The sequence below is a fragment of the Streptococcus oralis subsp. dentisani genome, from assembly GCF_002096615.1.
GTDB lineage: Bacteria > Bacillota > Bacilli > Lactobacillales > Streptococcaceae > Streptococcus > Streptococcus oralis_U.
In genome coordinates this window covers 43,947-67,885 of record NZ_NCUX01000029.1, presented here as the reverse complement: position 1 = coordinate 67,885, position 23,939 = coordinate 43,947, and the positions used below count along the sequence as shown (strand labels likewise).

The following is a 23,939-nucleotide window of genomic DNA, read 5'->3' as shown; positions in this document are numbered from 1 at the left end:
TCGTTTTTATAGCAAAGCCATCTTATCTTTTTGAAGAATTATGGTAAAATAGAAAGAAGGAGGCGCCTATGTTCCGTAGAAACAAGTTATTTTTTTGGACAGCTGAAATTTTACTATTAACTCTTATTTTCTACCTTTGGAGGGAGATGGGAGCGATTGTCACACCTTTTGTGATGGTAGCTAATACCATTATGATTCCATTTTTGCTCGGAGGATTTTTCTATTACCTGACAAATCCCATCGTAACATTTTTAGAAAAGAAATGTAAAGTCAATCGTTTGATAGGTGTGCTCATCACTCTTTGTGCTTTGATTGGTACAATAGTAGTAGGGGTAGTCTACTTGCTACCGATTTTGATCAATCAGTTGACAAGCTTGATTATTTCTAGCCAGAATATCTATAGCCGTTTGCAAGATTTGATATATGATTTATCAATGAATCCAATCTTTCAAAATATTGATATTCAAAAAACCATTCAACAGTTGAATTTATCCTACGTTGATATTTTACAAAACATTCTCAACAGTGTGAGCAATAGTTTAGGCAGCGTTCTTTCAGCCTTGTTTAGTACTGTTTTGATTCTCATTATGACACCAGTCTTTTTGATTTATTTCTTGCTTGATGGTCATAAGTTCCTCCCGATGTTGGAACGAACAGTCCTAAAACATGATAAATTAAACTTCTCCAGTCTCTTGAAGAATTTGAACGCTACTGTAGCACGTTATATAAGTGGAATTGCGATTGATGCTGTCATAATCGGATGTTTGGCCTATGTTGGTTATAGTGTTATTGGCTTGAAGTACGCCTTAGTCTTTGCTATTTTTTCTGGCATTGCCAATCTGATTCCCTATGTTGGTCCAAGTATCGGTCTGATTCCCATGATTATTGCCAATGTCTTTACTGATCCGCACAGAGTTCTCATTGCAGTAATTTATATGCTGATTATCCAACAAGTGGATGGGAATATCCTCTACCCTCGTATCGTTGGAGGGGTTATGAAGGTTCATCCAATCACCATTCTGGTCCTTCTCTTACTTTCTAGCAATATTTATGGTGTTATCGGAATGATTGTAGCAGTACCAACCTATTCTATCCTAAAAGAAATTACGAAGTTCTTGGCGAAATTATATGAAAATCATAAAGAAGCTAAAGAAAAAGAACTGGAAAAATCAGAATCAATCTAAAAATCAGGGAGACCTGATTTTTTTTGATAAAAAGACTTGAGGTTAGACTGGTCAAAAGTGTTTTAAATGATTCTGTTGGAGAAGGAAAAGAATGGGAAATTATGAGATTTAGAATAATTCACAAAATGTGTGTAAAACACTTGCAATTTAGCTGAAATTTGATAAAATAGTAAGGAAAGTTAGACTGTATTGCCTACTGTCTATCTATAAAATATATTTTATTGGAGGCTTTTACTCAAATGGCAAAAGAAAAATACGATCGTAGTAAACCACACGTTAACATTGGTACTATCGGACACGTTGACCACGGTAAAACTACCCTAACTGCAGCTATCACAACTGTTTTGGCACGTCGCTTGCCTTCAGCAGTTAACCAACCTAAAGACTATGCGTCTATCGATGCTGCTCCAGAAGAACGCGAACGCGGTATCACTATCAACACTGCGCACGTTGAGTACGAAACTGAAAAACGTCACTACGCTCACATCGACGCTCCAGGACACGCGGACTACGTTAAAAACATGATCACTGGTGCCGCTCAAATGGACGGAGCTATCCTTGTAGTAGCTTCAACTGACGGACCAATGCCACAAACTCGTGAGCACATCCTTCTTTCACGTCAGGTTGGTGTTAAACACCTTATCGTCTTCATGAACAAAATTGACTTGGTAGACGACGAAGAATTGCTTGAATTGGTTGAAATGGAAATCCGTGACCTCTTGTCAGAATACGACTTCCCAGGTGACGATCTTCCAGTTATCCAAGGTTCAGCTCTTAAAGCTCTTGAAGGTGACTCTAAGTACGAAGACATCATCATGGAATTGATGAACACTGTTGATGAGTACATCCCAGAACCAGAACGTGACACAGACAAACCATTGCTTCTTCCAGTCGAAGACGTATTCTCAATCACTGGACGTGGTACAGTTGCTTCAGGACGTATCGACCGTGGTACTGTTCGTGTTAACGACGAAATCGAAATCGTTGGTATCAAAGAAGAAACTCAAAAAGCAGTTGTTACTGGTGTTGAAATGTTCCGTAAACAACTTGACGAAGGTCTTGCCGGAGATAACGTAGGTGTCCTTCTTCGTGGTGTTCAACGTGATGAAATCGAACGTGGACAAGTTATCGCTAAACCAGGTTCAATCAACCCACACACTAAATTTAAAGGTGAAGTTTACATCCTTACTAAAGAAGAAGGTGGACGTCACACTCCATTCTTCAACAACTACCGTCCACAGTTCTACTTCCGTACTACTGACGTTACAGGTTCAATCGAACTTCCAGCAGGTACTGAAATGGTAATGCCTGGTGATAACGTGACTATCGACGTTGAGTTGATCCACCCAATCGCCGTAGAACAAGGTACTACATTCTCTATCCGTGAGGGTGGACGTACTGTTGGTTCAGGTATGGTTACAGAAATCGAAGCTTAATTCGATTAAGTTCCCAGAAGAACAATTATTTAAGTCAGACACTAAAAGAATCTTGCTTTGCAAGGTTCTTTTTTAGTTCTATTTTTGTAAGAAGCCCTCTACTATAGCGATATGATAGATTTTTTGGTATAATAAAAGTTATGGAAATCGAAAAAACCAATCGCATGAATGCGCTTTTTGAATTTTATGCTGCGCTTTTGACGGACAAGCAGATGAACTATATAGAGCTTTATTATGCAGATGATTACAGTCTTGCTGAGATTGCTGAAGAGTTCGGTGTCAGTCGTCAAGCCGTTTATGACAATATCAAGCGGACAGAAAAGATTCTAGAAGATTATGAGATGAAATTGCACATGTATTCGGACTACATTGTCCGCAGTCAGATTTTTGATCAGATCTTGGAGCGCTATCCCAAGGATGACTTTCTGCAGGAGCAGATAGAAGTTTTAACAAGCATTGATAATAGAGAATAAGAGGAAGAAAAATGGCATTTGAAAGTTTAACGGAACGTTTGCAGAACGTCTTTAAAAATCTACGTAAAAAAGGAAAAATCTCTGAGGCGGATGTCCAAGAAGCAACCAAAGAAATTCGTTTGGCCTTGCTTGAATCCGACGTTGCTTTGCCTGTTGTAAAGGACTTTATCAAGAAGGTTCGTGAACGTGCAGTCGGACACGAGGTCATTGATACCCTCAATCCTGCCCAACAGATTATTAAAATCGTTGACGAGGAACTGACAGCTGTTTTAGGTTCTGATACGGCAGAGATTATCAAGTCACCTAAGATTCCTACAATTATCATGATGGTCGGTTTGCAGGGGGCTGGTAAAACAACCTTTGCTGGTAAACTGGCCAACAAACTCAAGAAGGAAGAAAATGCCCGTCCTTTGATGATTGCGGCGGATATCTATCGTCCAGCAGCCATCGATCAGTTGAAAACACTTGGACAGCAGATAGATGTGCCTGTTTTCGCTCTTGGTACTGATGTTCCAGCGGTTGAGATTGTTCGTCAAGGTTTGGAGCAAGCACAAGCCAATCACAACGACTATGTCTTGATTGATACGGCAGGTCGTTTGCAAATTGATGAGCTCCTCATGAATGAGCTTCGTGACGTAAAAGCCTTGGCTCAACCAAACGAAATTCTGCTCGTAGTTGATGCCATGATTGGTCAGGAAGCAGCTAATGTTGCTCGTGAATTCAATGCTCAGTTAGAAGTGACTGGGGTTATCCTTACCAAGATTGATGGGGATACTCGTGGCGGTGCTGCTTTGTCCGTTCGCCATATCACTGGTAAACCAATCAAGTTCACTGGTACAGGTGAAAAGATTACAGATATCGAAATCTTCCACCCAGACCGTATGTCAAGCCGTATCCTTGGTATGGGGGATATGTTGACCTTGATTGAGAAAGCTTCTCAAGAATACGATGAGCAAAAAGCCCTTGAAATGGCTGAGAAGATGCGTGAAAACACCTTTGATTTCAATGATTTCATCGCTCAATTGGATCAGGTGCAAAATATGGGGCCAATGGAAGACTTGCTCAAGATGATTCCAGGTATGGCTAACAATCCGGCCCTTCAAAATATGAAGGTGGATGAGCGCCAGATTGCTCGTAAACGTGCTATCGTGTCTTCGATGACACCTGAAGAACGTGAAAATCCTGATTTGTTAAATCCAAGTCGTCGTCGTCGTATCGCTGCTGGATCTGGAAATACTTTTATCGAAGTGAATAAATTCATCAAAGACTTTAACCAGGCCAAACAGCTCATGCAAGGTGTCATGTCTGGGGATATGAACAAGATGATGAAGCAGATGGGCATCAATCCAAATAACCTTCCCAAAAATATGCCAAATATGGGAGGAATGGATATGTCTGCCCTTGAAGGAATGATGGGACAGGGTGGTATGCCAGATATGTCAGCTCTCGGAGGAGCTGGAATGCCAGATATGAGCCAGATGTTTGGTGGTGGACTCAAGGGTAAAATTGGTGAATTTGCCATGAAACAGTCTATGAAACGCATGGCCAACAAAATGAAAAAAGCTAAGAAAAAACGCAAATAAAAAAGGAAAGCAGAAGTGCTTTCCTTTTTTATATAAAATATGTACTTTCTATGATTAGGCAATTTTCTTAATCGAAAAATTGATTAAATAGAAAGAGAGATTTCAAATCCTTGCAGCCATTCGGATTTTACTGTGATGTCGATTTTTAAAGCATCTGCTAATTGTTTGACCAGATAGAGGCCCATGCCTGTTGATTTTTTCCTTGTGTCTCCCGAGTCTCCTGTAAAGCCTTTTTCAAAGATATGAGGGAGGTCGCAAGCTTTAACTCCACAGCCATTATCCCTAATAATCAGACTTGTACGTCCCTTGTCTTTTGACATAGAAATGCTGAGTTCGGGCTTGTCAGAGCTATATTTAAGGGCATTGGCGAGGATTTGAGAGAGGATAAATTCAAAACTGCGTTGATCAGTGTAGCAAGTTCCTTGTATATTTTCTAGCTGAATCGTAAAATTCTTTTCTTTGAGTAAGGGATCAAAGTTTTCCAAGAGATCTTGGATACACTCTTTTAGGTCAAGGTCTTCAAATAGAAAATCATTTTTCTCACTTTTTACCCTGTAATAGAATAGGATTTGTGACACATTTCCTTGGATTTGATTTTTCACATAGTCCAACTTAAAAGCTGTATCTTCAGGCAGCTGGTCACTTTGATTGTCCAAAAGGAGGGAAAGAAGCGATAGAGGGAGTTTAATCTCATGCGCCCATTTTTCAACATAGTCCTCGTACTCGGCTAGTAATGAGTTGAGTTTTCCTATTTCAGCCTGCTTTTGATAAAGTGTATCTGCCATTTGTTCAATGCTTTCTTTCTCCGAGGCACTTGATAAATGCAATAATTCAAGCTCAGTATCCGTCTTAGGATTGGCTATGAAGGCTTTATAGGCAGCAGATTTTTTTCTTTCTTTTCTTATCAGTAGGAATGATAGGATGAAAAAGAGCAGGACGGTGGCTAAAATATAGAGAAGGATGAGGGCTTGAAACATTCTCACATCTGAAAGCCAAAGCAGGATAGCTGTAAATAGATCAAATGCTAAGAGAACAAGTAACCAAGGCAGATAAGTAGCTAGATATTTTAGATTATGTTTCATCTGGACTTACCTCTTCTAGCTTGTAACCAATACCTCTGACGGACTTGACTTGAAGGGCAATGCCAGCCTGTTTCATCACCTTTTTCAGCCTTGCAATATTTACTTGAAGGGCATTCTCATCGATGAACTCAGTTGTATTCCACAGTTTCATGCTTAGTTCTTCTTTTGTGACGACAGAATCAGTTGTCACTAATAAGGTTTCTAACAATTTCCCTTGATTTTGAGGGAGTAAAATCGAATGTCCGTTGATATAAAGGGTATAGGTCTGTCTATCCAGCAGGAAATTATCTTTTTCAAGCAGATTTTGTCTGCCTTCATAGCGTTTCAAGATGTTTTCTATACGAGCCAAGAATCTTTCTTTTTTGAAAGGTTTTGTTAAGTACTCGTCTGCCCCTAATTTTAGGGCGTAGATCTCATCTTTTAGTTGTTCACGGGAGGTGAGAACCAATATGGGCACAGAGCGTTTTGACTTGAGATTTTTACAAATTTGAAAACCTGTTTCTCCCGGCAAATTCAAATCCAGTATGATTAGATCCGTATCGTATTGCAGCACTTGCTGGCTTGTATCTTTGAAGTCAGTCAACTTATCAACTTGATAACCCGCTTTCTCTAACAAGATGACAATTTCATCTCGAATCAAGGCTTCATCCTCAATAACCAGAATATGCTTCATATCGGTTCCTCCTTTTCCTAATTTATTCTACCTTATTCATCTCTTTTGGGTTCCATTAAGGACAATAAGTACTTGTTGCTATTTTTCTTTACAATTCTGATATAGATGACTTCAAAGCCTGCTAAGAGCAGTATTATCAGCATGGCTGTGATAAATTTCTGCCCCATGACCATTCTTGCACTGGCTGGTACTATTCCTGTGAGGAGGGAACTCACACCGAAGCTACTACTGATAAGTGCAAGGGCTATTGGTAGACCGAAATACCAGTTGATTTGCTTTTCTGACGATTTACAAAGAGTTTCATAGCTGGCTCCGAGATGGATCAAGGTTTGGTATCGTCTGTAGGATTGTCTCTGCCCCATCAAAAATTGAACGCCGATGATTGTATTTGCCACAACAAGGAAAATGATAGCCAGATAGATAGTGACATAGCTGGCAGAGATAATGTAAAATAATTGTCTTCCCATATTTTGTATATAGCTTTCATAGCCAAGAGGGGTTTGATTTAGCTTTTCATTGGTATCTGAGATAGCTCTCATCAAGCCTTTTTCTTTGACCAGCTCAGGAGCCAAGATACCGCTGACATAGTTCGAATAGTGACCGTTTGTATAGCTCATAAAGGTCTCATCTGGGACTATGAGGGCAACAGAGAGGGTTATTTCACGATCCGTTACGATTGGTAAAGACTGTACCTCTCCAATCAATTTCACATCATTTTCCATGACTTTGATTTGAGGCTTCGTCTTCAGAACAGAGTTGACGAGACTTTCATCTGGGAGAAAATCTTTCCCTATATACAAGTAGGCTTCCTTGCTAGTTAATTCTAGAGGAGGGAGATTGGCAGCCTTTCTAAGTTCATTGTATTCGGAAATTGGCATGAGGTGGGAATTAGTAGACTGTTTAAATATATGGAGCAAAATTTCCTTGTTCTTGCTGCCTTTTTGCTTTTTCAACTCCTTGATGACCTCTTCGAAGGACACGGACTCGTGTTCTTTAGGCATGCCCACTTTGATTTGCAGAATCTTTGAAAACTGTGGTGCTAGTCCGGCAGCTTCAAGCTCTTTTTTTACTGTATTCACATCAAGATTTTCATCTGCTTCAAGCTTGTTACCTCTAAAGGTATAATCTAAGACATGAGCCTGATTGCCTGAATTGCCACTTGCAATGGCAACTCCTGCTCCAAAGAGGCATAAGGCAGAGAAGATTAAGAGCGAGCAGATGGCCAGTATAGTTGAGCGTTGGATAACTAATTCCTGAATCTGTCTAAAATTATAGGTATGAAGTTTTCGATTGCTTCCAAGATTGAGCAAAATATCTATAAATAAACGCATACCAAAGAAGAGTAGGATAGTTCCTAGAGTTCCCAAGAGAACAGTGATGCCCATGGTTATGACACTTTCCCAAGCTCGTCCACTCATACCCAAGTAATAGGCTGTTCCTAGAAGCAAAATTCCGAGGACGGAAGCAAGAAGGTACATACCCTTGGGGAGTACTTTCTTCATACCGGAAGGAGAATAGGATAGCAGGTTTCCAATTTCTTTATTGGCCGTCTGTGCACTTAAAAGAACAAAGACAGCTAATTTTACGGCTAGGAAACCGATGACTGTATAGAGTAGAGCTGTGGTAGATAGAGAAAATTGATGCTCAATAATCCCTAGTCCCACAATTTTAGCGGTTATTAGACTAATCAGTTCTGAAATCAAGATGGAAATAGGAAGTCCTATTCCAAGGGCAAGGACACTGTTTCTCAAATCCTCGAGCAGAAGTAGCAAGAACAGTTTGCTTCTTCGCATGCCTAGTGTGAGATAGACACCAAATTCATGTTTTCTCCTTTCCATCTGCATACTGCTTGCGAAGTAGACTAGAAAAAAGAGAATAAAGAGGGTTGCCACATAAAGAATGGGAATCATGCTAAAGAGTTTATTTACAGCGTCACTCTCTATTTGTTTTAGAAAGATCATTACATCTTGATGGGATAAAGAAAGGATGATGTAAAAGGAGATAATAGAAAGAACCATGGAACTGAAGTACAAGCCATTATTCTTTCGATCCCTCTTGCTATTTCTTGAGACTAATTTAGAAAACATTGCCATCACCTCCAGCTAGCGCTGCCATGACCTTTAGTATTCTGTGGTAGAAATCTTCTTGACTTTCTCTTGGATAATCGCGTCGAATTTCATGGAATAGTTTTCCGTCTCGGATAAACAAGATGCGGTTGCAAAAGCTGGCTGCAACTGAGTCGTGGGTCACCATGAGAATGGTGGTTGCTTCCACTTGATTCATTTCAGATAGTTTTTGCATCAAAATGCTTGCATTTTTTGAATCCAAAGCTCCTGTGGGCTCATCCGCAAATACAATCTTAGGGTCTAAAATCAAAGCACGCGCAGCAGCTACCCTTTGCCGTTGACCACCTGATAATTGAGAAGGGAACTTATCCAGAAGTTCAGAAATATCCAGATATTGGGAAAGTAATTCTAACCGAACCTTGCTTTCGTTGGAATCGACCTTGTGCAAAGACAAGGGAAGTAAAATATTTTCTTTGGCTGTAAGATTGTCCAAAAGCTCAAAATTCTGAAAGAGGTAGCCAATTTCCTTACCACGATAATCAGCTAACTGACTACCTTTTAACTGACCTAAATCCTTTTCTTGCATTTGAATGGAACCGTCAGTTGGCTTGATGATAGTGGCGAGACAGTTAAGAAGGGTTGTTTTCCCAGAGCCGCTACTCCCCATAATTCCTAAGAACTCACCTTTTACAACTTGAAAAGATATGCCGTTCAAGGCCTTGGTGATATTCGGTTCTTTTCCATAATGCTTTTTTAATGATTCTACTCGTAAAATGGTTTCCATGTGAAACACCTCCATCTTTTGTTACTTTCATTATAATATGAATCAGAGTAGAATAACACTTACGGATGATGTAAGAAATCTTTATCGCTGACTTTTATAGTCAGGTTATTAGACTTATACTTACTATATTATAGCATGGTTTCAGAGATTTAAAAAGAGGAGTAGAGGTTGAGAACAATCCTTTTTTCAAAATTTCTGATTTTGAAAACGTGAAATAAAAAGCCTTAGAAACATTGATTTCTAGGCTTTTTTAACTCATTAACTCTACTCCCACTCAACGGTTGCTGGTGGTTTACTTGTAATGTCGTAGACGATACGGTTAACGTGGTCTACTTCGTTTACGATACGTACAGAGATTTTTTGAAGGACTTCCCAAGGGATCTTGGCAAAATCAGCTGTCATACCATCGATAGAAGTAATGGCACGAATGGCGATTGTGTAGTCGTAAGTACGACCGTCACCCATAACACCGACTGAACGAACGCCTGTGTTGACAGTGAAGTATTGCCAGATATCACGGTCAAGACCTGCTTTGGCGATTTCTTCACGAAGGATAGCATCAGACTCACGAACAGTTTCAAGTTTTTCCTCAGTGATTTCACCCATGACACGGATAGCAAGTCCTGGTCCAGGGAATGGTTGGCGCCATACGATGTGGTCTGGCATACCAAGTTCTGTACCAAGGGCACGAACTTCGTCCTTGTAAAGAGTGTTGAGTGGTTCGATGAGTTCAAACTGCATGTCTTCTGGAAGACCACCTACGTTGTGGTGTGACTTGATAGTTTGAGCAGTATCTGTACCAGACTCAATCACGTCAGTGTAAAGCGTTCCTTGAGCAAGGAATTTTACATCTTTTAGCTTGCTTGCTTCGTCATCAAAGACATAAACAAACTCATTACCGATGATTTTACGTTTTTGTTCAGGGTCAGAAACGCCAGCAAGTTTGTCAAGGAAGCGTTTTGCAGCGTCTGCTTTGACGATATTCAAACCAAACTTACCACCAAGCATGTCCATAACTTGGTCAGCTTCCCCTTTACGGAGAAGACCGTGGTCTACAAAGATACAGATCAATTGATCACCGATTGCTTTTTGAAGAAGAACTCCAACGACAGAAGAGTCAACACCACCTGATAGACCGAGAAGAACACGCTTGTCACCTACAGTTTCACGGATTTTCTTGATCTGCATATCGATAAAGTTGTCCATTGACCAATCACCCTTAGCTTTACAGATGTTAAGGGCAAAGTTGCGAAGTATATCATTCCCATATACAGAATGGCGAACTTCTGGGTGGAATTGGATACCATAGATGTGCTTGTCAGGGTTTTCAATAGCTGCATAAGGACAGTCTGCAGAAGTTCCAGTACGAACGAAATCAGCTGGAATCTCTGTAACAGCATCGCCATGGCTCATCAAAACAATCTGTTCTTCAGGTGTCCCTTCAAAGAGGGCAGAAGTGGTATGAGTAAGTGGTGATTGGCCATACTCGCGGTTACCAGCATCACCTGCAGGGACAACTTTTCCTCCAAGTTTATGAGTTAAAAGTTGCATACCATAGCAGATTCCCAAAATTGGAATGCCAAGTTCAAAAATTTCTGGGTCAATATCAAATGAACCATCTTCGTATACAGAGTTTGGTCCACCAGAGAGGATGATCCCTACAGGGTTAATCGCACGAACCTCTGCGGCTGAGATTTTATGACTTTTTAACTCTGAAAAAACACCGATTTCACGAATACGGCGTGAAATTAGCTGGTTGTATTGGCTACCATAGTCCAGCACGATGATTTTTTCGACATCTTGCAAATCAGTTGAAATGTTGCTCATCTTTTTCCTTTCTCAAAAGAAATATCTTTTTCAATATTCTATCACAAATAGGGGCGAATTACCAACTAAACAAGGCAAAGTTTGACTTTTTCTTAGCAAATACGGTACAATAGAGAAAATATAGAAAAGAAGTGAAAATCATGTTACCAGCTTATATGAAAATCCATGACCAGATAAAGAAGGATATAGATGAGCATCATTGGAAAATCGGAGAGAGACTTCCAAGTGAGCGAGATTTAGCGGAACAGTTTCAGGTTAGTCGGATGACCTTGCGACAAGCTATCTCTCTCTTGGTTGAGGAAGGAGTTTTGGAGCGTCGTGTAGGAAGTGGAACCTTTGTTTCTAGTACTCGGGTCCAAGAAAAAATGCGGGGGACGACCAGTTTTACGGAGATTGTCAAATCTCAGGGGAAAGTTCCTTCCAGTCAACTCATTTCTTATAGAAGAACCATTCCCAACGAGCAGGAAGTGGCAAAGCTAGGCATTTCACCAACTGAAAATATCATCCGTATGGAACGGGTGCGTTACGCTGACCAAGTTCCGCTAGTCTATGAAGTCGCATCTATTCCTGAGAAATTTATTAAGGATTTCAAAAAAGAAGAAATCACCAGTCATTTCTTCCAAACCTTGCAGCAACATGGCTACCGGATTGGCAAATCCCAACAGACCATTTATGCAAGGTTGGCTAAGGAAAAAATTGCTCATTACTTGGAAATCGAAAAGGGGCATGCAATCTTGGCTTTGACTCAGGTGTCCTATCTAGATGATGGGACAGCTTTCGAATATGTAAAGAGTCAATACGTGGGCGAACGTTTTGAATTTTATCTTGAAAATAACTAGTCTAGAAAGACTAGTTTTTTGTTTTAGAAAAGATTAGAATTGTCAAAACAATCTGTCTAGGCTTGATTTTATTGCTTATTTACTATAAAATGAGAAGGAAAAACGTCAAACTTTTATATTGCAAATAGGAGAAAAAATGACAAAAACATTAAAACGTCCTGAGGTTTTATCACCTGCAGGGACTTTAGAAAAGCTAAAAGTAGCTGTTCAATATGGTGCGGATGCAGTCTTCATCGGTGGACAGGCCTATGGTCTTCGTAGCCGTGCAGGAAACTTCACCTTTGAACAGATGGAAGAAGGCGTGCAGTTCGCTGCTAAGTATGGTGCCAAGGTCTATGTGGCTGCTAACATGGTTATGCACGAAGGAAACGAAGCTGGTGCTGGAGAATGGTTCCGTAAGTTGCGCGACATCGGGATTGCGGCAGTTATCGTGTCAGATCCGGCCTTAATTATGATTGCAGCAACTGAAGCGCCTGGTCTTGAAATCCACCTCTCTACCCAAGCCAGTGCCACTAACTATGAAACGCTTGAGTTCTGGAAAGAACTGGGCTTGACTCGTGTCGTTTTGGCGCGTGAGGTTTCGATGGAAGAATTGGCAGAGATTCGCAAACGTACAGACGTTGAAATCGAAGCCTTTGTCCATGGAGCTATGTGTATTTCCTACTCAGGACGCTGTACGCTTTCAAACCACATGAGTATGCGTGATGCTAACCGTGGTGGTTGTTCACAGTCTTGCCGTTGGAAATACGACCTTTACGACATGCCATTTGGTCAAGAACGTAAGAGTCTGAAGGGTGAAATTCCAGAAGAATTTTCAATGTCTGCTGTTGATATGTCTATGATTGACCATATTCCAGATATGATCGAAAACGGTGTAGACAGTCTCAAGATTGAAGGTCGTATGAAATCCATCCACTATGTTTCAACTGTGACCAACTGTTACAAGGCGGCTGTAGATGCTTATCTCGAAAGTCCTGAGAAATTTGAAGCCATCAAACAAGACTTGGTGGACGAGATGTGGAAAGTTGCCCAACGTGAATTGGCAACAGGATTCTACTATGGTACGCCGTCTGAGAATGAGCAGTTATTTGGTGCGCGTCGTAAAATCCCTGAGTACAAGTTTGTCGCTGAAGTCGTTTCTTATGATGATGCGACCCAAACGGCAACCATCCGTCAACGGAATGTAATCAACGAAGGTGACCAAGTTGAGTTTTACGGCCCAGGTTTCCGTCATTTTGAAACCTATATCGAAGATCTTCATGATTCTAAAGGAAATAAAATCGACCGCGCTCCAAATCCAATGGAACTCTTGACAATCAAGGTTCCACAACCTGTTCAGGCAGGTGACATGGTCCGCGCTCTCAAGGAAGGTCTCATTAACCTCTATAAGGAAGACGGGACAAGTGTTACAGTTCGTGCCTAGATAAGGAAAAGTGAATGATTCAAGCGCATGGTTTATTTGTAGATGATGAAAGCAGGTGTGTTCACTATCATAGTGAAAAAGATATCGTTTCCCTCCAGTGCTATGAATGCAAGAAATACTACGCATGCTATCAGTGTCATAATGCTATGGAGACGCATATGTTTTCACCCTATCCCTTGGCGCTTTCTGAGGATCGACCGATTTTGTGTGGGGCTTGTAAGAGAACAATGACATTTCAAGAATATCAAAAACAGATAGCTTGTCCTTATTGCAGCATTCCATTTAATCCAGGTTGCAAACAACACTATTCCTATTATTTTAAATAAAATGAATTCATCCAAGTTTCAAACTTGGATTTTTTCACTTTGTTTCAGAAAACAAAGTGAAAGTGGAAAAACACTCGCTCTAAAATGAGAAATTTTTCTATATAATAGGATAAAAATGGCAAAAATAGAAATAAATTATCTGAAACGCTTTCAATGTGAGTAAAAAGTTGACAAAAACAAATTTTAGGACTAAACTAAGTAAGTAAATTTTAAATAAAAGGAGAATTCATCATGAATTTAACATTTTTCGGTCTTTGTCTTGCCTGTATGGGTGTATCCCTTGCAGAAGGTATGTTGATGAACGGTTTGTTCAAATCAGCTGCTCGCCAACCAGACATCATTCCACAATTGCGTAGCTTAATGATCATGGGGATTGCCTTTATTGAAGGAACATTCTTTGTAACTCTCGTATTTTCATTTATCATCAAATAAAGAGAAGTATAAAATGGAAAAGGGAGGATTCTAGATGGAAGAAAGTATCAATCCAACCATCAATATTGGTCCTGTTACCTTTGATTTGACCTTGACAGTATTGACCTTGCTGTCAGTAGTCGTTATTTTTGGCTTTATCTATTGGGCAAGTCGTAATATGACTGTAAAACCCAAAGGAAAGCAAAATGTACTGGAGTATCTCTATGACTTCGTAGTCGGATTTACAGAACCTAATGTAGGCTCACGGTACATGAAAGATTACTCACTCTTTTACTTGTGTTTATTTCTTTTTATGGTGATCGCAAACAATCTTGGTTTGATGGCAAAACTTCAAACTACAGATGGGACAAACCTTTGGACATCGCCAACTGCCAATCTTCAATTTGACTTGGCCTTGTCATTTGGAATTATCCTGATGACCCATATAGAAGGAATTCGTCGCCGTGGTGTTAAAAAGTATCTGAAAGGCTTTGTTACCCCAGGTTTTATGACACCGATGAATCTCCTTGAAGAAGTCACGAATTTCCTATCACTTGCTTTGCGGGTATTCGGAAATATCTTTGCCGGAGAAGTGATGGCTAGTCTGCTCATCACACTTTCTCATCAGGCTCTTTATTGGTATCCAGTCGCATTTGTTACCAATCTAGTCTGGACGGCGTTTTCTGTGTTTATTTCCTGTGTTCAGGCTTATGTATTCACAGTCTTGTCTTCTATGTATCTAGGAAATAAAATTAATGATGAAGAGTAGAAAGGAGTAACAGATGCACGTAACAGTAGGTGAATTAATTGGTAACTTTATTTTAATCGCTGGCTCTTTTATCCTTTTGATTGTCTTAGTTAAGAAATATGCGTGGTCAAACTTGACAAGTGTCTTCGAAGAAAGGGCAAATAAAATTGCTGCTGATATTGATGGAGCTGAACAAGCTCGTCAAAAAGCAGAAACTCTTGCCCAAAAACGTGAAGATGAATTGGCTGGTAGTCGCAACGAAGCCAAAACAATCATTGAAAATGCTAAAGAGACTGCAGAGAAGAGTAAAGCAGATATTCTGGCAGATGCTAAAGTAGAAGCAGGTCGCTTAAAAGAGAAGGCGAATCAAGAAATTGCTCAGAATAAAGCTGAAGCTTTGCAAAGTGTTAAGGGCGAGGTGGCAGATTTGACGATTAGTCTCGCTGGTAAAATCATCTCAAAAAACCTTGACAGTCATGCTCATAAGGAACTCATTGATCAGTATATCGATCAGCTAGGAGAAGCCTAATGGACAAGAAAACAGCAAAGGTCATTGAAAAGTACAGCATGCCTTTTGTCCAATTAGTGATTGAAAAAGGAGAAGAGGACCGGATTTTTTCAGACTTGGATCAAATCAAGCAAGTCGCAGAAGAAACGGGCTTACCTTCTTTTTTAGCTCAGGTGGCAGTTGATGAGTCTGATAAGGAAAAAACAGTTGGTTTTTTTCAAGACTCTGTCTCACCTTTAATGCAAAACTTTATTCAGGTTCTGATTTACAATCACAGAGCAAATCTTTTTTATGATATCATTGTTGATTGTTTGAATCGTCTTGAAAGAGAAACCAATCATTTTGTAGTCACGATTTCTTCAGCTCATCCTTTAACGGACGAACAGAAGAAACGTTTGCTTCCCTTGATAGAGAAAAAAATGTCTCTGAAAGTACGGAGTATTAAAGAACAAATTGATGAAGGACTCATTGGTGGTTTTGTCATTTTTGCTAATCACAAGACAATTGATGTGAGTATTAAACAACAACTTCGAGTTGTTAAAGAAAATTTGAAATAGAAAGTGGTGTTCTTTTGGCAATTAACGCACAAGAAATCAGCGCTTTAATTAAGCAACAAATTGAAAATTTCAAACCCAATTTTGATGTGTCTGAAACAGGTGTTGTAACCTATATCGGGGACGGAATTGCGCGTGCTCACGGTCTTGAAAATGCCATGAGTGGAGAGCTGTTGATTTTTGAAAATGGCTCTTATGGGATGGCGCAAAATCTGGAGTCTACAGACGTTGGGATTATCATCCTTGGAGACTTTACAGATATTCGTGAAGGTGATACCATTCGCCGTACAGGTAAAATCATGGAAGTCCCTGTGGGTGATAACTTGATTGGACGTGTTGTCGACCCACTTGGTCGTCCAGTTGATGGTCTTGGTGACATCCATACTGACAAAACTCGTCCAGTAGAAGCGCCAGCTCCTGGCGTTATGCAACGTAAGTCTGTATCAGAACCATTGCAAACTGGTTTGAAAGCTATTGATGCCCTTGTACCGATTGGTCGTGGTCAACGTGAGTTGATTATTGGTGACCGTCAGACAGGGAAAACAACTATTGCAATTGATACTATCTTGAACCAAAAAGGGCAAGATATGATCTGTATCTATGTAGCGATTGGACAAAAAGAATCAACAGTTCGTACGCAAGTAGAAACACTTCGTCAGTACGGTGCCTTGGACTACACAATCGTTGTGACAGCCTCTGCATCACAGCCTTCTCCATTGCTCTTCCTAGCTCCTTATGCTGGGGTGGCTATGGCTGAAGAGTTTATGTACCAAGGCAAGCATGTTTTGATCGTTTACGATGATCTTTCAAAACAAGCGGTCGCTTATCGTGAACTTTCTCTCTTGCTTCGTCGTCCACCAGGTCGTGAAGCCTTCCCAGGGGATGTTTTCTACCTTCACAGCCGTTTGCTTGAGCGCTCAGCTAAAGTTTCTGATGAACTTGGTGGTGGTTCAATCACAGCCCTACCATTTATCGAAACGCAAGCAGGAGATATCTCTGCCTATATCGCAACCAACGTAATTTCAATTACAGATGGGCAAATCTTCCTTGGAGATGGTCTCTTTAATGCAGGGATTCGTCCAGCTATTGATGCGGGTTCATCTGTATCTCGTGTAGGTGGTTCCGCTCAAATCAAAGCCATGAAGAAAGTAGCTGGTACGCTTCGTATCGACCTTGCTTCTTACCGTGAATTGGAAGCCTTCACTAAGTTCGGTTCAGATTTGGATGCGGCAACACAGGCTAAGTTGAATCGTGGTCGTCGTACGGTAGAAGTATTGAAACAACCAGTTCACAAGCCTTTGCCTGTTGAGAAACAAGTTACCATTCTCTATGCTTTGACACATGGATTCTTGGATACGGTTCCAGTAGATGATATTGTTCGTTTTGAGGAGGAGTTCCATGCCTTCTTTGACGCTCACTATCCAGAGATTTTGGAAACCATTCGTGAAACAAAAGACTTGCCAGAAGAAGCAGTCTTGGATGCTGCGATTACAGAGTTTCTCAATCAATCCAGCTTCCAATAAGAATAGAGGTGTCAGATGGCAGTATCTCTAAATGATATTAAAACAAAAATCGCCTCAACCAAAAATACTAGTCAAATCACCAATGCTATGCAAATGGTATCGGCTGCCAAGTTAGGTCGCTCTGAAGAAGCAGCGCGCAACTTCCAAGTTTATGCTCAGAAGGTTCGTAAGCTTTTGACGGATATTCTACATGGCAATGGATCTGGGGGTTCAACCAATCCGATGCTCATCAGTCGTCCAGTTAAGAAAACAGGTTATATCGTTATCACTTCAGACCGAGGCTTGGTCGGGGGTTATAATGCTTCCATCCTTAAAGCTGTGATGGAGTTGAAAGAAGAATACCATCCAGATGGTACAGGTTTTGAGATAATCTGTATCGGTGGAATGGGAGCTGATTTCTTTAAAGCTCGTGGTATTCAGCCAATCTATGAACTACGTGGCTTGGCAGATCAACCTAGTTTTGATGAAGTTCGTAAAATTATTTCGAAAACGATTGAAATGTACCAAAATGAACTCTTTGATGAACTATATGTCTGCTATAATCACCACGTCAATACGCTTACCAGCCAAATGCGTGTGGAGCAAATGCTTCCGATTGTTGACTTGGATCCAAATGAAGCGGATGAAGAGTATAGCTTGACCTTTGAGTTGGAAACGAGCCGTGATGAGATTCTAGAGCAGTTGTTGCCTCAGTATGCTGAAAGTATGATTTACGGGGCTATTATCGATGCCAAGACAGCTGAAAATGCTGCAGGTATGACAGCCATGCAAACGGCGACTGATAATGCTAAGAAGGTCATCAATGATTTGACAATCCAGTATAACCGTGCTAGACAGGCGGCGATTACACAAGAAATTACAGAAATCGTAGCGGGGGCTAGTGCCTTAGAATAAGGCTTTGCCTCCCTCGTATCAAAATGAACTTAGGCCCTAGGTGAACTAGGAACCGACAGTATCTTATATAGAATAGGAGAAGGAGATGAGTTCAGGTAAAATTGCTCAGGTTATCGGACCCGTTGTAGACGTCTTGTTTGCAGCAGGGGAAACACTTCCTGAGATTAACAATGCACTTGTCGTCTACAAAAATGACGAAAGAAAAACAAAAATCGTCCTTGAAGTAGCCTTGGAGTTGGGTGATGGTATGGTCCGTACGATCGCCATGGAATCAACAGATGGTTTGACTCGTGGAATGGAAGTTTTGGACACAGGTCGTCCAATCTCTGTACCAGTGGGTAAAGAAACTTTGGGACGTGTCTTCAATGTTTTGGGAGATACCATTGACTTGGATGCTCCTTTCGCTGAAGACGCTGAGCGTCAGCCAATTCATAAGAAAGCTCCAACTTTTGATGAATTGTCTACCTCATCTGAAATCTTGGAAACAGGGATTAAGGTTATCGACCTTCTTGCCCCTTACCTTAAAGGTGGGAAAGTCGGACTTTTCGGTGGTGCCGGAGTTGGTAAAACTGTCTTGATCCAAGAATTGATTCACAACATTGCCCAAGAACACGGTGGTATTTCAGTATTTACCGGTGTTGGGGAACGTACTCGTGAAGGGAATGACCTTTACTGGGAAATGAAAGAATCAGGCGTTATCGAGAAAACAGCCATGGTATTTGGTCAGATGAATGAGCCACCAGGAGCACGTATGCGTGTTGCCCTTACTGGTTTGACAATCGCCGAATACTTCCGTGATGTAGAAGGCCAAGATGTGCTTCTCTTTATCGATAATATTTTCCGTTTCACTCAGGCTGGTTCAGAAGTATCTGCCCTTTTGGGTCGGATGCCTTCAGCCGTTGGTTACCAACCAACACTTGCTACGGAAATGGGTCAATTACAAGAACGTATCACATCAACTAAGAAGGGTTCTGTAACCTCTATTCAGGCCATCTACGTGCCAGCGGATGACTATACTGACCCAGCGCCAGCAACAGCCTTCGCTCACTTGGATTCAACAACAAACTTGGAACGTAAGTTGGTACAGTTGGGTATCTACCCAGCCGTTGACCCTCTGGCTTCAAGCTCTCGTGCCTTGGCGCCTGAGATTGTTGGAGAGGAGCACTATGCAGTTGCTGCTGAAGTCAAACGTGTCCTTCAACGTTACCATGAATTGCAAGATATCATTGCTATCCTTGGTATGGATGAGCTTTCTGATGAAGAAAAGACCTTGGTTGCACGTGCCCGTCGTATCCAGTTCTTCTTGTCACAAAACTTCAACGTTGCGGAGCAATTTACTGGCCAACCTGGTTCTTATGTACCAGTAGCAGAAACAGTTCGTGGTTTCAAGGAAATCCTTGATGGTAAACATGACCACTTGCCAGAAGATGCTTTCCGTGGAGTTGGTTCAATTGAAGACGTCATTGCTAAGGCAGAGAAAATGGGATTTTAAGAGGTGATCTATGGCTCAGTTAACTGTCCAGATCGTGACACCAGATGGCCTCGTCTATGATCACCATGCCAGCTTTGTATCGGTACGAACTCTGGATGGTGAGATGGGGATCTTGCCACGACATGAAAATATGATTGCGGTCTTAGCGGTTGATGAAGTAAAGGTAAAACGAATCGATGATGATACTCATGTGAACTGGATTGCAGTGAACGGAGGGATTATCGAGATTGCTAATGACATCATTACCATCGTAGCAGACTCAGCAGAGCGCGCTCGTGATATCGATATCAGTCGTGCAGAACGTGCGAAACTTCGCGCTGAACGAGAAATCGAAGAAGCCCATGACAAGCATTTGATTGACCAAGAACGTCGTGCAAAAATCGCATTGCAACGTGCTATCAACCGTATCAATGTCGGAAATAGACTATAAAAAAATGAACTTGAATTCCAAGTTCATTTTTTTTAATGTGGGAAGTTGATGCAAACTGCTTCAGGAACATGGAAGTCGTTAGAAAGCTCCGCAAGACGGCCACTTTCAGGATTACGCTTAAAGACGGTTGCGTTATCAGAATCTTGGTGAACAGCAATAAGAAACTCTTGATCAGGAGTTAGGTCGAAATCACGTGGATTTTGTCCATGTGTTGGTACGATCTCTAATAATTCCAGACTGCCATCAGCGAGGATTGTATAGACTGCAATGGAATCATGACCTCGGTTGGATGCATAGAGGTATCTACCATCTTGTGAAAGACGAATAGCAGCAGTGGCGTTGAAATCTTCGTATCCATCTGGTAAGGTTGAAATAACTTGCATGCGTTCAAATTCACCAACCCCATCGTAAATCAAGACTTCAACGGTACTATTAAGTTCGCAAATGAGGTAGGCAATCTTATAATGATGATGGAAAACGATGTGGCGAGCACCTGCTCCAGGCTGGCTGTGATAAGTGTGGAGCTTACTTAGTTTTCCTTCTGGGCTAACATCGTAGGTCGTCACCTCGTCCGTACCTAGGTCACATGTGACGAGATACTGATCAGGTGTTAGATCCGTAAAGTGTACATGTGGAGAAGTTTGGTTTTCATGAGGACCTTGTCCGCTATGCTGATCCAGATCCGTTTGGATGAGACTACCATCCGTTTGACGCTGATAAACCAGAACTTGACCTTTGTGGTAGTTGGCTCCGTAAACGAGACTGCGCTTTTCATCCACTGCCACATAACAATGGGGAGCGCCTTCTTCAACCACATGATTTAACAAAGTACCATCGGTTTTGTAAGCAGCGATTCCACCCAAGCCATCCTGACTCCCTACGGTGTATAAGTGTTGTTGTTGGTCAAAGGCAAGGTAGGTCGGACTTGGTTCAGCAGCAAAGAGTTCAAGATTTGCAAGCTGACCTGTTTCTGTATCAAAATCTGCCTTGTAAATCCCTTTAGATAAGCGACGAGTGTAAGTTCCAAAATAAACAGTTTCTTTCATGTCCATACCTCTTAATAATGATAAGTTCATTATACCACAAAATGACAGTCTGGAAGTGTTCATTTAATCTATGTAAGCACTTTAATAAGAGTTATTTTAAATTAAAAATGGTATAATGAGAGAATGACAGAAAGGATGTATTTATGGAACATAAAGAGAAACATTTTAGCCTATCTTGGTTTTTTAAGTGGTTTTTAGATAATAAAGCTATCACTGTATTTTTAGTAACCTTGTTACTGGGGCTTAACATTTTTATTCTAAGTAAGATTAGTTTTATCTTTTTACCTGTTTTGGATTTTTTAGGGGTTGTCATGTTGCCAGTTATTTTATCTGGTTTACTTTATTACCTCCTCAATCCGATTGTTGACTGGATGGAGAAACACAAGATCAATCGCGTTCTTGCTATCAGTATAGTTTTTGTCATTATTGGACTTTTTATCATTTGGGGTCTGGCAGTCGCTATTCCAAATTTCCAACGCCAAGTCTTAAATTTTGCAAAGAATGTACCGACTTATCTTAAGGATGCTGATATGGTTATCAATGACCTTGTAACCAAACGCTTGCCAGATGATTTTAGACCTCAGTTGGAACAGGTTCTTGCAAATGTTTCTACAGAAGCAACGATGTGGGCCAGCAAAATCTCTTCTCAAGCTGTTAACTGGGTTAGCGCCTTTATCAGTAGTGTTTCTCAGGTGATTGTAGCGGTCATTATCGTACCCTTTATGCTCTTCTATCTCTTGCGCGATGGAAAAGGCTTGCGAGATTATTTGACTAAGTTTATTCCAACGAAGTTAAAAGAACCTGCGGGTGAAGTCCTATCGGATGTCAATAAACAGTTGTCAAACTATGTTAGAGGACAGGTTACAGTTGCTATTATTGTAGCCATCATGTTTATTATTTTCTTTAAGATTATTGGTCTCAGATATGCTGTGACTCTTGGTATTACGGCTGGTATCCTCAATCTAGTACCTTACCTGGGTAGTTTCCTTGCCATGCTTCCTGCCCTTGTTTTAGGTTTAATCGCAGGACCTGTCATGCTCTTGAAAGTAGTCATTGTCTTTATCGTGGAACAAACGATTGAAGGACGCTTCGTATCGCCTCTTATTTTAGGTAGTCAGCTCAATATTCATCCCATCAATGTTCTCTTTGTTCTCCTAACTTCAGGATCTATGTTTGGTATTTGGGGAGTCTTACTGGGAATTCCAGTCTATGCCTCAGCTAAGGTGGTCATCTCTGCTATCTTTAACTGGTATAAAAAAGTCAGCGGTTTGTATGAAGAAGAAGGGGAGGAAATCAAGAGTGAACAATAGTCAACGCATGCTCCAGGCTTTGGATGAGCAAGATTTAATCAAAGCGAATCAGTATTTTTACAAAACCCTCGAAACAGATTCAAGTGAGGTTCTCTATGAACTAGCAAATTATCTTGAGGGAATTGGCTTTTATCCTCAAGCAAAAGAAATTTATCAAAATATCGTTACAGAATTTCCAGAAGTGAATCTGAACTTAGCAAGCATTGCCAGTGAGGATGGCAATGTTGAGGAAGCCTTTGCTTACCTTGAGGAAATCACACCTGCAAGTGACTGGTATGTATCGGCTTTGGCCTTGAAGGCAGACCTCTATCAGTTGGAGGGATTGACAGATGTAGCGCGTGAAAAATTACTGGAAGCCTTAAACTACTCAGATGATCCCTTATTAGTTTTTGGTTTGGCTGAGTTGGATAGCGAGTTGGAAAATTATCAGGAAGCTATTCAGGGCTACGCTCAATTAGACAATCGCTCCATCTACGAGCAAACGGGTGTCTCAACCTATCAACGAATCGGCTACGCTTATGCCCAGTTGGGCAAGTTTGAAGCTGCAACAAAATTCTTAGAAAAAGCTTTAGAACTAGAATACGATGACCAAACTGCCTTTGAACTGGCTAGTCTTTACTTTGACCAAGAAGAGTATCAAAAATCTGTTCTTTACTTTAAGCAGATTGATACCATTTCACCGGATTTTGAAGGATATGAGTATGGTTATAGTCAAGCTTTGCACAAGGAACATCAGGTGGAGGAGGCCCTTCGTATCGCTAAACAAGGTTTGGAGAAAAATCCATTTGAAACTCGGCTCTTGCTAGCAGCCTCACAGTTTTCATATGAATTGCATGATGCTAGTGCTGCAGAGCAATTTCTCCTTACTGCCAAAGAAGATGCAGAAGACCTTGAGGAGATTTTCCTTCGCCTTGCAACCATTTATATGGAACAAGAGCGGTTTGAGGACATTATCGCTCTCCAAAGTCAAGAACCTGAAAATCTCTTGACCAAGTGGATGATTGCCCGTTCTTATCAGGAGACTGAGAATTTAGATAAGGCCTATGAGCTCTATCAACAACTATCATCTGACCTCAAGGACAATCCAGAGTTTCTGGAGCAATATACTTATCTCTTGCGTGAATTGGGATATTTTGAAGAAGCCAAAGTGCAAGCCGAAGCCTATTTAAAACTAGTTCCAGATGATGTTCAAATGCAAGAACTCATAGAAACACTTTAAAAGTTATCTCTCTAAAAGAGCGTATCCGTCAATTTGGCAGATACGTTTTTTGAAAGAAATAGAATTTTTTTACAATAACCCTTGCTAAATTGTTTATTTATGCTATAA

Annotated in this window: 23 protein-coding genes; 17 read left to right on the top strand and 6 right to left on the bottom strand. The window is 40.8% G+C overall.

Annotated features, from left to right (window positions below):
• Window positions 1-68: 68 nt before the first annotated feature.
• From B7708_RS03035 to ffh, 4 genes are all read left to right on the top strand, one after another.
• Window positions 69-1,184 carry an AI-2E family transporter gene (locus B7708_RS03035; protein WP_084973668.1) on the top strand — a complete coding sequence of 372 codons (1,116 nt, stop codon included), beginning with the start codon at window positions 69-71 and terminating at the stop codon, window positions 1,182-1,184.
• 239 nt (window positions 1,185-1,423) lie between these two features.
• Entirely contained in the window at window positions 1,424-2,620 is a 1,197-nt protein-coding gene (gene tuf / locus B7708_RS03030) for an elongation factor Tu (RefSeq protein WP_001040719.1), read from the top strand.
• A 140-nt stretch (window positions 2,621-2,760) separates the two neighbouring features.
• Entirely contained in the window at window positions 2,761-3,093 is a 333-nt protein-coding gene (locus B7708_RS03025) for a putative DNA-binding protein (RefSeq protein WP_000402068.1), read from the top strand.
• An 11-nt stretch (window positions 3,094-3,104) separates the two neighbouring features.
• Window positions 3,105-4,676 (top strand): signal recognition particle protein, encoded by a 1,572-nt coding sequence (ffh, locus tag B7708_RS03020; protein WP_084973665.1) that lies wholly within the window; start codon window positions 3,105-3,107, stop codon window positions 4,674-4,676.
• Window positions 4,677-4,759: 83 nt separating this feature from the next.
• On the opposite strand, the gene B7708_RS03015 is transcribed toward ffh, so the two are convergent.
• The 5 genes from B7708_RS03015 to guaA all read right to left on the bottom strand — a co-directional run bounded on the left by B7708_RS03015 (window position 4,760) and on the right by guaA (window position 11,108).
• A complete protein-coding gene (locus tag B7708_RS03015) occupies window positions 4,760-5,758 on the bottom strand; it encodes a sensor histidine kinase (protein WP_084973663.1) in 999 nt (332 codons plus the stop codon).
• Complete coding sequence (locus B7708_RS03010; RefSeq protein ID WP_084973661.1) at window positions 5,748-6,431, bottom strand: response regulator transcription factor; 684 nt, start codon at window positions 6,429-6,431, stop codon at window positions 5,748-5,750. Before B7708_RS03010 ends, B7708_RS03015 begins: the two co-directional genes overlap by 11 nt.
• Window positions 6,432-6,463: 32 nt before the next feature.
• A complete protein-coding gene (locus tag B7708_RS03005) occupies window positions 6,464-8,518 on the bottom strand; it encodes an FtsX-like permease family protein (RefSeq protein ID WP_084973659.1) in 2,055 nt (684 codons plus the stop codon).
• Window positions 8,508-9,281 (bottom strand): ABC transporter ATP-binding protein, encoded by a 774-nt coding sequence (locus tag B7708_RS03000; RefSeq protein WP_084973657.1) that lies wholly within the window; start codon window positions 9,279-9,281, stop codon window positions 8,508-8,510. Before B7708_RS03000 ends, B7708_RS03005 begins: the two co-directional genes overlap by 11 nt.
• Window positions 9,282-9,545: 264 nt before the next feature.
• A complete protein-coding gene (gene guaA / locus B7708_RS02995; protein WP_061598474.1) occupies window positions 9,546-11,108 on the bottom strand; it encodes a glutamine-hydrolyzing GMP synthase in 1,563 nt (520 codons plus the stop codon).
• A 140-nt stretch (window positions 11,109-11,248) separates the two neighbouring features.
• Between guaA and B7708_RS02990 the strand changes: the two genes are divergently transcribed.
• The 11 genes from B7708_RS02990 (at window position 11,249) to B7708_RS02940 (ending at window position 20,256) form a co-directional block, all read left to right on the top strand.
• Entirely contained in the window at window positions 11,249-11,947 is a 699-nt protein-coding gene (locus B7708_RS02990; protein ID WP_084973655.1) for a GntR family transcriptional regulator, read from the top strand.
• A 136-nt stretch (window positions 11,948-12,083) separates the two neighbouring features.
• Complete coding sequence (locus tag B7708_RS02985) at window positions 12,084-13,370, top strand: peptidase U32 family protein (protein WP_000169099.1); 1,287 nt, start codon at window positions 12,084-12,086, stop codon at window positions 13,368-13,370.
• A gap of 14 nt (window positions 13,371-13,384) precedes the next feature.
• Entirely contained in the window at window positions 13,385-13,696 is a 312-nt protein-coding gene (locus tag B7708_RS02980) for a CHY zinc finger protein (RefSeq protein WP_084973654.1), read from the top strand.
• Window positions 13,697-13,927: 231 nt separating this feature from the next.
• On the top strand, window positions 13,928-14,128 hold the full coding sequence (locus B7708_RS02975; protein ID WP_001054555.1) for a F0F1 ATP synthase subunit C: 201 nt from the start codon (window positions 13,928-13,930) through the stop codon (window positions 14,126-14,128).
• A 34-nt stretch (window positions 14,129-14,162) separates the two neighbouring features.
• Window positions 14,163-14,876, top strand: coding sequence for a F0F1 ATP synthase subunit A (gene atpB, locus B7708_RS02970; RefSeq protein ID WP_061427225.1), 714 nt, complete (start codon window positions 14,163-14,165; stop codon window positions 14,874-14,876).
• 13 nt (window positions 14,877-14,889) lie between these two features.
• Window positions 14,890-15,384, top strand: coding sequence for a F0F1 ATP synthase subunit B (atpF, locus tag B7708_RS02965; RefSeq protein WP_000558543.1), 495 nt, complete (start codon window positions 14,890-14,892; stop codon window positions 15,382-15,384).
• On the top strand, window positions 15,384-15,920 hold the full coding sequence (locus B7708_RS02960) for a F0F1 ATP synthase subunit delta (RefSeq protein ID WP_084973651.1): 537 nt from the start codon (window positions 15,384-15,386) through the stop codon (window positions 15,918-15,920). The genes atpF and B7708_RS02960 overlap by 1 nt, the downstream gene beginning before the upstream one ends.
• A gap of 14 nt (window positions 15,921-15,934) precedes the next feature.
• Window positions 15,935-17,440 (top strand): F0F1 ATP synthase subunit alpha, encoded by a 1,506-nt coding sequence (gene atpA, locus B7708_RS02955; RefSeq protein WP_084973649.1) that lies wholly within the window; start codon window positions 15,935-15,937, stop codon window positions 17,438-17,440.
• Window positions 17,441-17,455: 15 nt separating this feature from the next.
• Window positions 17,456-18,334 carry a F0F1 ATP synthase subunit gamma gene (locus B7708_RS02950; RefSeq protein WP_000301232.1) on the top strand — a complete coding sequence of 293 codons (879 nt, stop codon included), beginning with the start codon at window positions 17,456-17,458 and terminating at the stop codon, window positions 18,332-18,334.
• An 85-nt stretch (window positions 18,335-18,419) separates the two neighbouring features.
• Window positions 18,420-19,826 (top strand): F0F1 ATP synthase subunit beta, encoded by a 1,407-nt coding sequence (gene atpD / locus B7708_RS02945; protein WP_000094370.1) that lies wholly within the window; start codon window positions 18,420-18,422, stop codon window positions 19,824-19,826.
• A gap of 10 nt (window positions 19,827-19,836) precedes the next feature.
• Window positions 19,837-20,256 (top strand): F0F1 ATP synthase subunit epsilon, encoded by a 420-nt coding sequence (locus tag B7708_RS02940; RefSeq protein WP_084973647.1) that lies wholly within the window; start codon window positions 19,837-19,839, stop codon window positions 20,254-20,256.
• 32 nt (window positions 20,257-20,288) lie between these two features.
• On the opposite strand, the gene B7708_RS02935 is transcribed toward B7708_RS02940, so the two are convergent.
• Window positions 20,289-21,302, bottom strand: coding sequence for a lactonase family protein (locus B7708_RS02935; protein ID WP_084973645.1), 1,014 nt, complete (start codon window positions 21,300-21,302; stop codon window positions 20,289-20,291).
• A 143-nt stretch (window positions 21,303-21,445) separates the two neighbouring features.
• On the opposite strand from B7708_RS02935, the gene B7708_RS02930 reads away from it, so the two are divergent.
• Both B7708_RS02930 and B7708_RS02925 read left to right on the top strand, forming a co-directional pair.
• Window positions 21,446-22,612: an AI-2E family transporter gene (locus B7708_RS02930; protein WP_084973643.1), complete on the top strand. Its 1,167-nt coding sequence runs from the start codon at window positions 21,446-21,448 to the stop codon at window positions 22,610-22,612.
• On the top strand, window positions 22,602-23,831 hold the full coding sequence (locus B7708_RS02925) for a tetratricopeptide repeat protein (RefSeq protein WP_084973641.1): 1,230 nt from the start codon (window positions 22,602-22,604) through the stop codon (window positions 23,829-23,831). The genes B7708_RS02930 and B7708_RS02925 overlap by 11 nt, the downstream gene beginning before the upstream one ends.
• The last annotated feature ends 108 nt before the right edge of the window (window positions 23,832-23,939 follow it).

Coding starts and splice junctions, on each gene's coding strand:
- B7708_RS02975 (WP_001054555.1), top strand. CDS start 13,928: ATGAATTTAACATTTTTCGGTCTTTGTCTTGCCTGTATGGGTGTATCC.
- B7708_RS02960 (WP_084973651.1), top strand. CDS start 15,384: ATGGACAAGAAAACAGCAAAGGTCATTGAAAAGTACAGCATGCCTTTT.
- atpD (WP_000094370.1), top strand. CDS start 18,420: ATGAGTTCAGGTAAAATTGCTCAGGTTATCGGACCCGTTGTAGACGTC.
- B7708_RS02950 (WP_000301232.1), top strand. CDS start 17,456: ATGGCAGTATCTCTAAATGATATTAAAACAAAAATCGCCTCAACCAAA.
- atpB (WP_061427225.1), top strand. CDS start 14,163: ATGGAAGAAAGTATCAATCCAACCATCAATATTGGTCCTGTTACCTTT.
- ffh (WP_084973665.1), top strand. CDS start 3,105: ATGGCATTTGAAAGTTTAACGGAACGTTTGCAGAACGTCTTTAAAAAT.
- atpF (WP_000558543.1), top strand. CDS start 14,890: ATGCACGTAACAGTAGGTGAATTAATTGGTAACTTTATTTTAATCGCT.
- B7708_RS02990 (WP_084973655.1), top strand. CDS start 11,249: ATGTTACCAGCTTATATGAAAATCCATGACCAGATAAAGAAGGATATA.
- B7708_RS03015 (WP_084973663.1), bottom strand. CDS start 5,758: ATGAAACATAATCTAAAATATCTAGCTACTTATCTGCCTTGGTTACTT.
- guaA (WP_061598474.1), bottom strand. CDS start 11,108: ATGAGCAACATTTCAACTGATTTGCAAGATGTCGAAAAAATCATCGTG.
- B7708_RS02985 (WP_000169099.1), top strand. CDS start 12,084: ATGACAAAAACATTAAAACGTCCTGAGGTTTTATCACCTGCAGGGACT.
- B7708_RS03010 (WP_084973661.1), bottom strand. CDS start 6,431: ATGAAGCATATTCTGGTTATTGAGGATGAAGCCTTGATTCGAGATGAA.
- tuf (WP_001040719.1), top strand. CDS start 1,424: ATGGCAAAAGAAAAATACGATCGTAGTAAACCACACGTTAACATTGGT.
- B7708_RS03000 (WP_084973657.1), bottom strand. CDS start 9,281: ATGGAAACCATTTTACGAGTAGAATCATTAAAAAAGCATTATGGAAAA.
- B7708_RS03005 (WP_084973659.1), bottom strand. CDS start 8,518: ATGTTTTCTAAATTAGTCTCAAGAAATAGCAAGAGGGATCGAAAGAAT.
- B7708_RS02935 (WP_084973645.1), bottom strand. CDS start 21,302: ATGAAAGAAACTGTTTATTTTGGAACTTACACTCGTCGCTTATCTAAA.
- B7708_RS03025 (WP_000402068.1), top strand. CDS start 2,761: ATGGAAATCGAAAAAACCAATCGCATGAATGCGCTTTTTGAATTTTAT.
- B7708_RS03035 (WP_084973668.1), top strand. CDS start 69: ATGTTCCGTAGAAACAAGTTATTTTTTTGGACAGCTGAAATTTTACTA.
- B7708_RS02980 (WP_084973654.1), top strand. CDS start 13,385: ATGATTCAAGCGCATGGTTTATTTGTAGATGATGAAAGCAGGTGTGTT.
- B7708_RS02940 (WP_084973647.1), top strand. CDS start 19,837: ATGGCTCAGTTAACTGTCCAGATCGTGACACCAGATGGCCTCGTCTAT.
- B7708_RS02930 (WP_084973643.1), top strand. CDS start 21,446: ATGGAACATAAAGAGAAACATTTTAGCCTATCTTGGTTTTTTAAGTGG.